The following is a 13,662-nucleotide window of genomic DNA, read 5'->3' as shown; positions in this document are numbered from 1 at the left end:
CCAGGTGGCTTCGACTCGGCTCCTCGCTCCGCTCGGTGCCGGCTCAACCAGCGGTGGGGCGGCTCGACCAGCGGTGGGGCGGCTCAACCAGCTGACGGGCTCGGTGTCTCCGGCCAATACCGCTTGCGCAGATCGCCTTTCACGAGCTTCCCGGTGGGCGTGCGCGGCAGGTCGTCGACGAAGTCGACCGACCGGGGCGCCTTGTAGGCCGCGATGTTCTCGGTGGTGAACGCGATCAGCTGCTCGGCGAGCCGGTCGGTGGGTTCGTGGCCGTCGGCGAGCTGTACGCAGGCCTTCGCGACCTCGCCGAGGTCGGGGTCGGGGACACCGATCACCGCGACGTCGAACACCGCCGGGTGATTGATGAGGACGTTCTCGGCCTCCTGCGGGTAGATGTTGACGCCGCCGGAGATGATCATGAACGCCTTGCGGTCGGTCAGATACAGATATCCCTCGTCGTCGACGTACCCGACATCCCCTGTGGTGGACCAGTTCTCGTGTTCGGGGTGCTGGGCCTTGCGGGTCTTGTCCGGGTCGTTGTGGTACTGGAACGCCACGTCCTCGCGTTCGAAGAAGACCTGGCCGACCTCACCGATCGGGAGTTCCTTGCCGTCCTCGTCGCAGATGTGGACCACGCCGAGCAGCGGCTTGCCCACCGAGCCGGGATGATCGAGCGCCTCCTGCGGGCCGATGAACGTCGCGCCGGCGGCCTCGGTCGATGCGTAGTACTCGTGGATGACCGGGCCCCACCACTCGATCATCGCCCGCTTCACCTCGACGGGGCAGGGCGCGGCCGCGTGGACGGCGATCTTCATGCTGCCGACGTCGTACTTCGAGCGGACGTCGGCGGGCAGCTTGAGCATCCGGATGAACATGGTGGGCACCCACTGGCTGTGGGTCACGCGGTACTTCTCGATGGCGGCGAGGGCCGCTTCGGGATCGAACCGGTCCATCATGACCACGGTCCCGCCGACCGAGTTGGTCATCCCGCAATAGCGCAGCGGCGCTGCGTGATACAGCGGTGCGGGGGACAGGTAGACCGCGGAGTCGTCGTAGCCGTACATGGGCGCGAAGATCGCGGTGTAGGCGTCGGGCACCTCGTCGACCTGCCCTTCGGGCATCGGTGTCTTGATGCCCTTCGGACGGCCGGTGGTCCCGGAGGAGTAGAGCATGTCGGTGCCGCGCGGCTGGTCGGTGCGGGGCTCTGCCGACGCATTGGCCAGGACCTTGTCGTAACTCTCGAAGCCGTCGAGATCGCCACCCCACACGATGCGGCGACCCGGGCCGTCAAGGGCCTCGATCTCGCCGGCGGCCGACACGGCCTCGACGACCGAGGCGCCGGCGAACAGGACCTGCGCGTTGCAGTCGGAGAGGATGTAGTTGGTCTCCGCCGCGGTGAGGTGGTGGTTGACCGCGGTCACGTACAGACCGCTGCGCAGGGCCGCCCAGTACACCTCGAAGACGTGGAAGTCGTTGGCGGAGACCACGGCGATGTTGTCGCCGCGTCGGAGTCCGAGGGAGTCGAGGTAGTTGGCGAGCCGGGTCGAGTTCTCGTCCAGTTGTCGGTAGGTCAGTACCTCGCCGGTAGCGGCCCGGATGACGGCCGGCTTGTCGGGGGTGGATTTCGCGAAGACTCCAGGAAACAAGAGTGACGCTCCTCGTGACGAAGGGGATGGCCACCCCGAACGACCGTATCTAACGCTCGTTCGGGGTGTTGCGAGTCACAGTACCCCAGCGTCGTGTCCGATTTCGCAGTTCCTCAGTGCGTCGCGAGAAACCTGTCCATGGTTCGCTCCGCGAGCGCGGTGATGGTCAGCGCGGGATTCACCAGGCCGACTGCACCGGGGACGAAGGAACCGTCGACGACCCACAGGTTGTCGTAGCCCCGGATTCCGCCGTCAGCGTCGGCCGCGGCACCCATGACGACGCCGCCGAGCCCGTGATAGGTACTTGCGGAACCGAATCCGAGCGCGCGAGACGACACGTGGGTTCCGTTAAGGGCGAAGCCGAAACGGCCCTCGGTGCGTTCGTGGAAACGCTTGATGAAGGCGTTGCTCCGGCGGTCGAGATCGTTGCGGTCGGCGGGGTGGGGGTAGTTCAGCTGCGCCCGCCGGGTGCGATGGTCGTAGTCGATCGTGCCGCGTTCGTCGGTGTGGGCCTGCACGAGGTGGGTGGTCGCGGCCTTGCCGAGCGGTGTCGGCAGCGGGGTGGCCTGATAGACCATCGAGACCGGTCCGCCGGGCAGGTTGTCCTCGTAGATCCGTGCGTAACCCGGTCCGCCCTGGACGGCGCCGAAATCCTCGCGGGGGTTCGCCCGGATGGTGAGGAAGTCGCCGTTCACGCCGAAGCCGTCACCGATGCGCGGTGACAGTCGTGGCAGGCGCCCCTGCGCGCGCGCTTCGACGAGCAGGCGGGTGGTGTGGAAGGAGCCCGCGGCCATGAAGAGATGATCGGCCTCGGTGGTCACGGTGCGTACCGTGCGGCCCTGCTCGTCGAGAACCCGTGCAGTGACGACGAATCCGGCGCGGCGCGAGCGAGGCCGGATGTCGAAGACCTCGTGCATCGGCTTGACGGTGACGTTGCCGGTCCGTTCGGCGGCGAGGAGGTAGCTGCGGTCGAGAGACTTCTTGGCGCCGCTGTTGACGCCGTAGCTCAGTTCGCCCGCGGTCACCGACGGGGTGGCCCGGCCGGCCAGTTCGTCGCGGACGATGTCCCAGTCGATGGCGAAGTCGAAGAAGTGCGGTGACGCGCCGTAGCGCTCGATCACCTTCAGCCAGGACCGGGCCCCGACGTATTTGGGGTGCGCGAGGATGTCCGCGGGCAGCGGCGAGACGCCGAGCCCGGCCTTCGCGCGCGGGAAGTAGGTCTGGGCGAGCTGCGCGTAGTCGGCGGCCGCCGGGAAGATGTGCTCGAAGTCCTGTCGGCGGGGGACGGGCGTGAAGGAGCCGAACACGAGCGACCCACCGCCGACGCCCGCGCCGTACACGGCCTCGACGCCGTTGCCCATCACATGGTCGAGGACGCCGGGGTACGGCTCGACCGGGAGGCCGCTCGCTGCACTCGCCCCGGCGGGGCTGCCGAACCACGCGGCGCGCTTGTCCGGGGTGGTCGTCGTGGCGAAGGTGTTGCCGTCCGGCGCGGTGCGCGATCGGCGAGTCGGCCGGGGCCGCGGGACGTTAGGCTCCGGGGTGTGACGGCTGCGCTGCAGATCGAGGTGGACCGCGACAGCGTGGCGATGGGGGATGACGTCGCTTCCCACGCACACTCACTCCTTGTGGAGCCGGGTACGGCGCTGAGTGTCGTCCTCGCCGCGGCGGCGCCCGAGATCCGTTCTCGGGGCTGGTCCTGGGTGGCCGACGTCGACGGCCGGGTCGCCGCCGTCTGGTCGGCCGACCACGGTGTGCAGATGCTCGTCGGGGACGGACCGGTGACCGCGGACGACGTGCCGTGCCGGATTCATTACCGGTATTTCCTGCAGATCGACCCGGCGTGGCTGCATCGGCGCCTCGCCGAGGGGGCCGCGGCGGACCGGGGCGCCCTCGAACGCGAGTACCGCCCGATCGGTGATCGGCGACGCGAGGAGGACGAGCGTCGCCGCGAACGCGATTCGGCGACAAGGTATCTGACCGTCCAGTGCACCGCGGCGCTGCGCGGCTTCGGTGCGGAGTTCGATCTGCACAACGACCGGATGGCACGGTTCGACCTGGCCGGCTCGATGTGGCGGGTACAGCGTCCCGACACCATGACCATGACCTTCGACGGGGCGAATCAGGTCCTGTCGTCGATCCGACCCGTCGGCGTCGCCGAGTGCTGGCTGGTCGCGGCCGTCGGACTGCGGATGCGACAGGTCCGAGGGCTCACTCCGGTCCCGGACGACCCCCGTCTGCCGGTGCCGGAGCTGCGGCCGATGGGATCCGGGGTGGCCGGATCGCAACGCTGGACGACGAGAGGCACGAGAGGCGATCCCGTCGTCCAGCTGACCGGCGATGAGGCGGTGCGGGCCTACCGGTTGTCGGCGAATCGTTCGATCGACGAGGTCGTGTCCCTGCTGGCCCCGGACTGAGGTCAGTCGTGTGCGCGCACGGACTCCTCGACGAGGTCGAGCACCGCATGCAGATCGTCGGTGGGCTGGCCGGTGGCCAACCGCGTGATCAGGCCGTCGAGCACGAGGTCGAGGTAGTTGAGCAGAACGTCGGTCGGGACGTCGTCGCGCAGGCGCCCCGCTTGCCGACCCCGCTCCAGCCGGCTGAGGGTCGCCTGCTCGACCTCGGCCGCGTAGGACACCCATTCCGCACGGAATCCGTTGTCCGTCCGTAGTTTCCGCGCGATCTCCAGGCGCGTGCCGAGCCAGTCGAAATCCTGGGGCCGCGTGAGCATGTCACGCATGACCTGCACCAGGCCCTGCTCGGCGGCGACATCGGCCATCCGCTCGGCGTCCTCGCGCGCGAGGGCCAGGAACAGCGCCTCCTTGTCCCGGTAATGGTGGAAGATCGCACCCCGGGACAAGCCGGTGGACTCCTCGATCCGTTTGACGGTCGCGCCGTCGTATCCGTACTCCGCGAAGCAATGCCGCGCGCCGTCGAGAATCTCCCGACGACGCGCGGCAAGCCGGTCATCGCTGACCTTGGGCACGTCGAGTGCCTCCTGTCAGCTCTTGATCATGTTGCGCAGCACGTACTGCAGGATGCCTCCGTTGCGGTAGTAGTCGGCCTCACCCGGGGTGTCGATGCGGACCTTGGCATCGAACTCCACCGTCGAGCCGTCTTCCTTGGTGGCGGTGACGTGCACGGTCGACGGCGTCGTCCCGTTGTTGAGCTCCTCGATGCCCGCGATGTCGTAGGTCTCGGTGCCGTCGAGGCCCAGCGACTTGTGCGACTCGCCCTCGGGGAACTGCAGCGGGATGACGCCCATGCCGATGAGGTTCGAGCGGTGGATGCGCTCGAAGCTCTCGGTGATGACGGCCTTCACGCCGAGGAGGCTGGTGCCCTTGGCCGCCCAGTCACGCGACGATCCGGTGCCGTACTCCTTGCCGCCGAGCACGACGAGCGGGATGTTCTGCTCGGCGTAGTTCTGCGCGGCGTCGTAGATGAACGACTGCGGTGCACCCTCCTGGGTGAAGTCGCGGGTGTAACCGCCGGTCACACCGTCCAGCAGCTGGTTCTGCAGGCGGATGTTGCCGAAGGTCGACCGGATCATCACCTCGTGGTTGCCGCGGCGGGCGCCCAGCGAGTTGTAGTCCTTGCGGGCCACCCCGTTGGCGTCGAGGTACTGGGCCGCGGGAGTGCCCGGCTTGATCGTCGACGCGGGGGAGATGTGGTCGGTGGTCACCGAGTCGCCGAGCTTCGCGAGCACGCGTGCGCCCTTGATGTCGGACACGGGCGACGGCTCACGCTGCATGCCCTCGAAGTACGGAGGCTTGCGGACGTAGGTGGACTCGTCGTCCCACTCGAAGGTCTTGCCCGACGGGGTCGGCAGGTTCTGCCAGCGCTCGTCACCCTTGAAGACGTCGGCGTAGTCCGAGGCGTACTGCTCCGGCGAGATCGACGAGGCGATGGTCGCCTCGATCTCCTCGTTGGTCGGCCAGATGTCCTTGAGGAACACGTCGTTGCCGTCGGTGTCCTTGCCCAGCGCGTCGGTCTCGAAGTCGAAGTCCATCGTTCCGGCCAGGGCATAGGCGATGACCAGCGGCGGCGACGCGAGGTAGTTCATCTTCACGTCGGGGTTGATGCGACCCTCGAAGTTGCGGTTGCCCGAGAGCACCGCGGTGGCGGTCAGATCGTTGTCGTTGATCGCCTTGGAGATCTCCTCCGGCAGCGGGCCGGAGTTGCCGATGCAGGTGGTGCAGCCGTAGCCGACGAGGTAGAAGCCGAGCTTCTCCAGGTACGGCCACAGGCCGGACTTGTCGTAGTAGCCGGTGACGACCTGCGAACCGGGTGCCATCGAGGTCTTGACCCACGGCTTGGACGTCAGGCCCTTCTCGACGGCCTTCTTGGCGAGCAGCGCCGCACCGAGCATGACCGACGGGTTGGACGTGTTGGTGCAGCTGGTGATCGACGCGATGGTCACGATGCCGTGGTCGAGGATCATCGAGCCGCGCTCCTCGGAGTCGACCCGGACCGGCTTGGTCGGGCGGCCCTCGGCGTTGTTCGCGGCGGAGTGCAGCGGCTCGGCGCCATCGTCGGCGAAGGAGAGGGTCGCGGGATCGGAGGCCGGGAAGGTCTCCTCGACGGCCTCGTCGAGCTTCGTCTGCGGGGCCGAGTTGCCGTTCTCGACGTAGTTGTGGATGTCCTTGCGGAACGCGTTCTTGGCGTCCCACAGCTCGATGCGGTCCTGCGGACGCTTCGGGCCGGCGATCGAGGGCACCACGTCGGCGAGATCGAGTTCGAGGTACTCGGAGTAGACGGCCTCCTCGGCGTCCTTCTCCAGCCACATGCCCTGTTCCTTGGCATAGGCCTCGACGAGCGCGAGCGTCTCCTCGCTGCGGCCGGTGAGCCGCAGGTACTTCACGGTCTCCTCGTCGATGGGGAACATCGCACAGGTGGAACCGAACTCGGGGCTCATGTTGCCGATGGTGGCGCGGTTGGCCAGGGGGACCTCGCCGACGCCGTTGCCGTAGAACTCGACGAACTTGCCCACGACGCCGTGCTTGCGCAGCATCTCGGTGATGGTGAGGACCACGTCGGTGGCGGTCACGCCGGGCTTGGCCGCGCCGGTCAGCTTGAAGCCGACGACACGCGGGATGAGCATCGAGACCGGCTGACCGAGCATCGCGGCCTCGGCCTCGATACCGCCGACGCCCCAGCCCAGGACGCCGAGACCGTTCTCCATGGTGGTGTGCGAATCGGTGCCGATGCAGGTGTCGGGGTAGGCCACGCCGTCGCGGACCATGATCGAGCGCGCGAGGTGCTCGATGTTGACCTGGTGGACGATGCCGGTACCGGGCGGCACGACGCGGAAGTCGTCGAAGGCGCCCTGGCCCCAGCGGAGGAACTTGTAGCGCTCTTCGTTGCGCTGGTACTCGATCTCGACGTTGCGCTCGAAGGCCTGTGCGTTGCCGAAGGCCTCGATGATGACCGAGTGGTCGATGACCATCTCAGCGGGCGCGAGGGGGTTCACCTTGTCCGGGTCGCCGCCGAGTTCCTTGACCGCGTCACGCATCGTGGTGAGGTCGACGATGCAGGGCACGCCGGTGAAGTCCTGCATGATCACGCGGGCGGGGGTGAACTGGATCTCGATGCTCGGGTCCGCGTTCGGATCCCAGTTCGCGATCGCCTGGATGTGTTCCTTGGTGATGTTGGCGCCGTCTTCGGTGCGCAGCAGGTTCTCCGCCAGGACCTTCAACGAGTAGGGGAGTTTGCCGGTGCCCTCGACCGCGTTCAGACGGTAGATCTCGTAGCTGTTGTCGCCGACGTCCAGCGTGCCGCGGGCGTCGAAGGAATTGATACTCACGTCTAAATCCACTCTCCTCAGGTGCCGGCGGGCTGCGCCGGCGATTACTCGGTGATCCACTTGCGGTCGGGCGGGCTGGTCGATCGGAGCGGTCGGGCCGCGCCGTCTGACGTTCTGCGCCGGCGGGCTGCACCGGCACCATCGGATGTCCGCTAGGGCCACCCGCGACAACGTCGTCCAGTCTAACAGTACGGACGTACTGTTACCAAGCTCAGGCCGGGACACGCCGGATCGGACCTGCCGACACCGGAATACCCAGACGAGTCCATTGTGTCGTACGGTGCAGGGCGGGGTTCGGCGAGGAGACACTCGACGCCGGCGCGATACCGCCCGTCAACGTGCACGCAACCCCGGGTGATCTCGAGAGGCAGGGGTGGCGGATGGGTCCGCAGGCGACGACGCTGGTGCTGGCAGCTCCCGCGGAGAACAACGAACTCACCGGACTCGTCGGGGTCGACATGGGTGAGCTGTCGCGGGACATCGCCGACGACGGCGTGGCGGGGGCGACGCCCGAACAGTTGCCCGGCATGCTCGAGGTCGTCGAATACGCCCAGTCGAAGGGCCATGACGTCAGCTTCGTGGTCATCGACCAGGTCCAGCCCCGGTTCACTCTCTACCGCGACGTCGCGAACCAGTTGCAGGAACAGGTCGGCGGCACCGTCATCGTGCTCGGCCCCAACTCGGTCGGCAGTTCGTCGCCGGAGTTCAGCCGGGTGGTGCAGGAACAGGCCACCGACGGCCTGACCCTCACCGACCCCGCGGGTGCGGCGCGACAGATGATCGACACGATGACCGGTCCCAACGTGGACTGGACGATCGTGGGCCTCCTGCTGATCCTGGTCGTCGCGGGCGGAGCCGTGCTCGCCCGGCTGCGGCAGGTCCGCACCCGCAAGAACCTGACCGCCGGTCCGCTGGGACCCGTGCAGGCCACCGCCGCGGAGTCGGACGACTCGTCGGCGTCACGCCACGAGCCGACCGCTTCCGGCCGGTAGCAGACAGGCCAGGGCCGCCTCGGCCGGCCGGCGACGCGGCGGGTGGACCCGGCTCCTGGCACCTTGTTCTCGCGCGGCGGGGACCCTTCTCGGCGTGTCTTCCGGTCTGTTGCCAATTCGAGACCTTGACGACCGTTCGATCTTTCGCCAGTTCACGGCATTTTCGCAGGTAATCACGCCTTTGTAATTCACGAACACGGTTTTCTCGTGTGGTTGATGTGACGTACGGTTCTGATGTCGCGTGTGATGCCTGTGTTCTCTACAGGGTCCGATGTGGCGGAAGTGCAGTGCGTGATCGCCGCGGGTTCAGACACCCCGACGGTCGCCGGACCGGGGATCGGAAGATCCCCGCGAATCGCGAGGAGTTCCAGGTGAGGCGAGGAAGAACTGGTGCGTCATGGCCGGCGCGCGTCTCGGCGGCCCTTGCTGTCGCACTCGTCTGCGCGGTCGGCGCGGGTCATGCCGACGCGGCACCCAAGAAGACGCCCGAGTCGCCCATCTCCGGTCTGATCAATCGGATCGCGACGGTCAACCAGGACATCGCCGACCTCGACCAGGCGCTCGCGTCCCGCCAGGAGAACGTGAACCGATCGATCGTCGACTTCCAGAACTCGCTCGCGCAGCAGCGCCTCGCCACGGTGGCCGCGCGTGGAGCACGCACCGAACTCGACCGATCGAGCAAGGCCGTCGTCGACGCGCAGAAGGAGTTCGACCGGTTCGCCCGCCTGGCGTACCAGCAGGGGCCCGAGCAGGGTTCGATGTCGAACTACGTTGCCTCCAAGGACCCGCAGGGCGTCCTCGACCGCATGAAACTGCTCGATCAGGTCGGCAAGAAGCAGCAGGAGATGATCCGGCGGCTGCAGGTGGCCCGCAACCAGAAGGCCAACCGACTCGCCGCCGTCGAGGCCACCCGCCGGCAGGCGTCCTTCGCGGCCAAGAGTGCCGAACAGCGCAAGACCGACGCCATGGCGGCGGTCACCGAGGCGAAGGCCGCCATCGCCTCGCAGCAGAAGCGGAAGGCCACCCTGATCGGGGAACGCGACCGGGTTCAGAAGCGCCTCAACACGGTTCGCGGATACGTGCCGAAGAAGACGGTCGAGGGACCGTCGGCGAGCGATCTGCTGTCGAACCTGTTCCCGACGGATCCGTCGGCCGAGGGGGCGCTCAAGGCGCTGCCGGCCACGCCCGCCACCGACAACCAGGCACTGGCCGTTGCGGCGGAGGCCGCTGCGCGCCTCGCCATCGACGTCGGTTCGTCGATCCTCGCCGGTCTGGTCGGGCAGCAGCAGTTGCCCCAGTCCGAGTTGCTGAACGAACTCGGCATCGGCGGTGCGGACATCACCGGCAGCAGCGGTGGCGACACCCTCAGTGCCCGGCTCGGTTCGGGGAGCCTCGGCTCATTGTTCGGCAGTTCCTCCGGCGGCGGCGGGGGCGGGGGCGGCGTCGTCCGACCCGGGCTGCGCGGTCCGCAAGCCGTCGAGATCGCCGTCAATCGCGCGCTCTCGCAGCTGAACGTGCCCTACGCATGGGGCGGTGGCGACGCGAACGGCCCGACGCAGGGAATCCGCGACGGCGGTGTGGCCGACAGCTACGGCGACTACAACAAGATCGGTTTCGACTGCTCCGGCCTGATGATCTACGCGTTCGCCGGCGTCGGGATCGAACTGCCGCACTACACCGGTTACCAGTACACCTCGGGGCCGCAGTTCCCGCTGTCACAGATGCGACGCGGCGACATGATCTTCTACGGCCCCAACGCGAGTGCGCACGTCGCGCTGTACCTCGGCGACAACAAGATGGTCGAGGCACCGCAGTCGGGTGACGTGGTCAAGGTGTCCCCGCTGCGCACCAACGGTGCGATGCCGAACGTGGTCCGTCTGCTCTGAGGCGTGGTGGTTCCGGCGGCGCTGTGAACGACCGACACCCGCCGAGTCTTCTTGGCACCTTTTCAGCCGGCACGGCTAGGCTGGCACAGACACGCGGGGTCGACGCCTGCGCGCTGCGCGTTCGCGCCGCCCGTGGGCCCTCGCGGTTCGACGGAACAGCAGTTCAGAGGAACAGGAGCACGGGTTGACCGAATCGCACTCCCTCGGCAAGGCGGCCACGGGGGATCCCGCGGCGGCAGGAGCGGACGGCTCGGTGCTGAGCGACGCCGACGTCGCCCTGCTCGAGCGGGCCATCTACGAGGTCAAGCGCGTCATCGTCGGCCAGGATCAGCTCGTCGAGCGCATTCTCGTCGGTCTCCTCGCGCGCGGACACATCTTGCTCGAGGGCGTGCCGGGTGTCGCGAAGACGCTCGCTGTCGAGACGTTCGCCCGCGTCGTCGGCGGGTCGTTCTCGCGAGTGCAGTTCACCCCTGACCTCGTGCCCACCGACCTGATCGGTACGCGTATCTACCGTCAGGGCCGCGAGGAGTTCGACACCGAGCTCGGCCCGGTGGTCGCGAACTTCCTGCTCGCCGACGAGATCAACCGCGCACCCGCGAAGGTGCAGTCGGCACTGCTCGAGGTGATGGCCGAGCGGCACGTCTCGCTCGGCGGCAAGACGTACTCGATGCCGGATCCGTTCCTGGTCATGGCGACGCAGAACCCGATCGAGAACGAGGGTGTCTACCCGCTGCCCGAGGCGCAGCGGGACCGCTTCCTGTTCAAGGTCCTCGTCGACTACCCGTCGGTGGAGGAGGAGCGCGAGATCGTCTATCGGATGGGCAACGTCCCGCCGACCGCCTCCCAGGTCCTCGACCCCGCCGCGATGCTGCGCCTGCAGCGGACCGCGGCGAACGTCTTCGTCCACCACGCGCTCGTCGACTACGTCGTCCGGGTCATCAACGCCACCCGCCGGCCGGCCGAGCTGGGCCTGAACGACGTCGCGTCGTGGCTGTCCTACGGCGCGTCGCCTCGTGCGACGCTGGGCATCGTGGCCGCGGCCCGCGCCCTGGCGCTGGTCCGCGGACGCGACTACGTGATCCCGCAGGACGTCGTCGAGATCATGCCCGACGTGCTGCGGCACCGCCTCGTGCTGTCCTACGACGCACTGGCCGACGAGATCGATGCCGACCAGGTCATCGCCCGCGTCCTGCAGACCGTCGGACTGCCGCAGGTCGGCGCGCAGCCGGTGCCGCAGGGGCAGTACCCGGCCGGACAGCAGCAGGCGCCCAATCCCGGACACGGGCCGAATGGGTATGCGGGACAGCAGGTCCCGCAGTCCGCCGGTCCGATGGACCCGAATTCGGCCCCGGCGAACCGGAATTCACCTCAGTATGGCGGCTAATCGGGACCTACCGCGTCTCGGCGCCGGGCTGCTCGACGAGGCGCAGCTGACGGCGGCGCTGAAGATGCTCGAGCTCACCGTGCGGCGCAAACTCGACGGCGTGCTCCAGGGCGAGCACTTGGGTCTGATCCCCGGGCCGGGTTCGGAACCAGGGGAGGCGCGGGCCTATCAGCCGGGCGACGACGTCCGGCGGATGGAGTGGTCGGTCACCGCACGCACGACCCAGCCGCATGTCCGGCAGATGATCGCCGACCGGGAACTCGAGACCTGGCTCGTCGTCGACGCCTCGGCCAGCCTCGACTTCGGCACCGTCGACTGCACCAAGCGCGACCTGGCCGTCGCCGCGGCCGCGGCTCTGGTCCACCTCACGACCGGCGGTGGCAACCGGCACGGCGCGCTGGTGGTGACCGGTGACGACGTGGTGCGGGTACCGGCCCGTGCCGGGCGCGCGCACGCCCAGAACCTCCTCAAGACCATCGCCACCACGCGACGCAGCTCGCCCGGCGTCCGGGGTGACCTGAAGGCGGGGATCGAGGCGCTCCGACGGCCCCAGCGCCGTCGCGGCCTCGCCGTCGTCATCAGCGACTTCCTCGGCCCCATCGACTGGGAGCGCTCGCTGCGCGCCATCGGCGCACACCACGAACTCCTCGCGGTCGAGGTCCTCGACCCCCGCGATCTCGACCTCCCGGCGATCGGGGAGGTCACCCTGGCCGACGCGGAGTCCGGGGAGATCCACGACGTGACGATCACCGACGACCTCCGGCGCGACTTCGCGGCCGCGGCGCGCGCACACCAGCAGCGGGTCCACCGCACCCTGCGCAGCTGTGGCGGCGCGATCCTGACGTTGCGCACGGATCGGGAGTGGATCGCCGACACCGTCAAGTTCGTCGCGCAACGCCGCCGCGGCCTCGCGGCGGGGGTGGGGTAGGTCGATGCTGTCCAGTCCCTGGTGGTTGCTCCTGCTCCTGGTCGTGGCGCTGCTCGGCGCCGCGTACGTCTACATGCTGCGCCGGCGGCGGCAGCGTGCGCTGACCTTCGCGAACCTGGACCTGCTGAAGTCGGTCGCGCCCGCGGACCGTAGTCGTCTGCGGCACCTGCCGATCGCACTGCTGATCGTCTCGCTGATCCTGTTGACGGTCGCGCTGTCCGGGCCGCAGGCCGATCGCAAGGTGCCGCGCAACAAGGCGACCGTCGTCCTGGTGATGGACGTGTCGCGGTCGATGAACGCCACCGACGTGTCGCCGTCGCGGATCCGCGCGGCGCAGGAGGCGGCGAAGAAGTTCGCCGACGAGCTGACCGAGGGCATCAACCTCGGACTGATCTCCTTCGCCGGTACCGCCGCCAGCCTCGTGTCGCCGACGCCGGATCACAACGCCACCAAGGTCGCGGTGGACAAACTGCGGCTCGACGACAAGACGGCAACCGGGGAGGGCATCTTCGCGGCCCTGCAGCAGATCAGCACGTTGAACGCGGTGCTCGGCGGGACCGAGGGCGCACCACCTGCGCGGATCGTACTGCTCTCCGATGGTAAGGAGACCGTCCCGGACGACCCCGACGACCCGCGGGGTGCCTTCACCGCGGCCCGGAAGGCCAAGGAGGAGAAGATCCCGGTCTCCACGATCTCCTTCGGTACCCGGACCGGCACCGTCGAACTCGAGGGCGACCGGGTGCCGGTGCCGGTCGACGACGACTCGCTGCGCAAGATCGCCAACCTGTCCGGTGGCGACTTCTTCACCGCGGCCAGCCTCGACGAGTTGAACAAGGTCTACGAGCAGCTCCAGGACGAGATCGGTTACGAGACCCGTCGAGGGGACAATTCGAAGCCGTGGCTGATCGCCGGTACGTTGTTCGCGCTGGTGTCGGCGTTCGCCGCGCTGGCCATCAACCGCCGGCTGCCCTGACGCGGACGTGTCCGGGGTGTGCCGCCGTGCGCCCCGCCCACCGACCGCGT

10 protein-coding genes are annotated in these 13,662 nt (G+C 68.4%); 6 read left to right on the top strand and 4 right to left on the bottom strand.

Features of this window, described 5'->3' with window-relative positions; all coding sequences use genetic code 11:
* Positions 1–83: 83 nt before the first annotated feature.
* Entirely contained in the window at positions 84–1,646 is a 1,563-nt protein-coding gene (locus tag M4D77_RS02260) for an AMP-binding protein (protein ID WP_259935441.1), read from the bottom strand.
* Between the two features lie 113 nt (positions 1,647–1,759).
* Entirely contained in the window at positions 1,760–3,208 is a 1,449-nt protein-coding gene (locus tag M4D77_RS02255) for a GMC oxidoreductase (protein ID WP_396266487.1), read from the bottom strand.
* A 66-nt stretch (positions 3,209–3,274) separates the two neighbouring features.
* Here M4D77_RS02255 and M4D77_RS02250 point away from each other — a divergent pair, with 66 nt between their 5' ends.
* Positions 3,275–4,063, top strand: a complete 789-nt coding sequence (locus M4D77_RS02250; RefSeq protein ID WP_259935439.1) for a hypothetical protein — start codon at positions 3,275–3,277, stop codon at positions 4,061–4,063.
* Between the two features lie 2 nt (positions 4,064–4,065).
* Here M4D77_RS02250 and M4D77_RS02245 read toward each other — a convergent pair whose 3' ends face one another.
* Together M4D77_RS02245 and M4D77_RS02240 are read right to left on the bottom strand one after the other, a co-directional pair.
* Positions 4,066–4,632: a TetR/AcrR family transcriptional regulator gene (locus tag M4D77_RS02245; protein ID WP_058250388.1), complete on the bottom strand. Its 567-nt coding sequence runs from the start codon at positions 4,630–4,632 to the stop codon at positions 4,066–4,068.
* Between the two features lie 15 nt (positions 4,633–4,647).
* On the bottom strand, positions 4,648–7,449 hold the full coding sequence (locus M4D77_RS02240) for an aconitate hydratase (protein ID WP_259935438.1): 2,802 nt from the start codon (positions 7,447–7,449) through the stop codon (positions 4,648–4,650).
* Positions 7,450–7,829: 380 nt separating this feature from the next.
* Here M4D77_RS02240 and M4D77_RS02235 point away from each other — a divergent pair, with 380 nt between their 5' ends.
* From M4D77_RS02235 to M4D77_RS02215, 5 genes are all read left to right on the top strand, one after another.
* Complete coding sequence (locus M4D77_RS02235; RefSeq protein ID WP_137810580.1) at positions 7,830–8,441, top strand: DUF6676 family protein; 612 nt, start codon at positions 7,830–7,832, stop codon at positions 8,439–8,441.
* A 371-nt stretch (positions 8,442–8,812) separates the two neighbouring features.
* Entirely contained in the window at positions 8,813–10,327 is a 1,515-nt protein-coding gene (locus tag M4D77_RS02230) for an NlpC/P60 family protein (RefSeq protein WP_259935437.1), read from the top strand.
* Positions 10,328–10,511: 184 nt separating this feature from the next.
* Positions 10,512–11,711, top strand: a complete 1,200-nt coding sequence (locus M4D77_RS02225) for a MoxR family ATPase (protein ID WP_259935436.1) — start codon at positions 10,512–10,514, stop codon at positions 11,709–11,711.
* Positions 11,701–12,639, top strand: coding sequence for a DUF58 domain-containing protein (locus tag M4D77_RS02220; RefSeq protein WP_058250392.1), 939 nt, complete (start codon positions 11,701–11,703; stop codon positions 12,637–12,639). The genes M4D77_RS02225 and M4D77_RS02220 overlap by 11 nt, the downstream gene beginning before the upstream one ends.
* Before the next feature lie 4 nt (positions 12,640–12,643).
* Positions 12,644–13,612: a VWA domain-containing protein gene (locus M4D77_RS02215; RefSeq protein ID WP_137810557.1), complete on the top strand. Its 969-nt coding sequence runs from the start codon at positions 12,644–12,646 to the stop codon at positions 13,610–13,612.
* The last annotated feature ends 50 nt before the right edge of the window (positions 13,613–13,662 follow it).

It is taken from the genome of Gordonia sp. p3-SID1431, assembly GCF_025143765.1.
Taxonomy (GTDB): domain Bacteria; phylum Actinomycetota; class Actinomycetes; order Mycobacteriales; family Mycobacteriaceae; genus Gordonia; species Gordonia hongkongensis.
This window is presented reverse-complemented; position numbering and strand designations above follow the sequence as displayed.

Bases quoted from the DNA above. Each gene is read 5' to 3' on its own strand.
- M4D77_RS02235 (WP_137810580.1), top strand. From the start codon at position 7,830: ATGGGTCCGCAGGCGACGACGCTGGTGCTGGCAGCTCCCGCGGAGAAC.
- M4D77_RS02220 (WP_058250392.1), top strand. From the start codon at position 11,701: ATGGCGGCTAATCGGGACCTACCGCGTCTCGGCGCCGGGCTGCTCGAC.
- M4D77_RS02215 (WP_137810557.1), top strand. From the start codon at position 12,644: ATGCTGTCCAGTCCCTGGTGGTTGCTCCTGCTCCTGGTCGTGGCGCTG.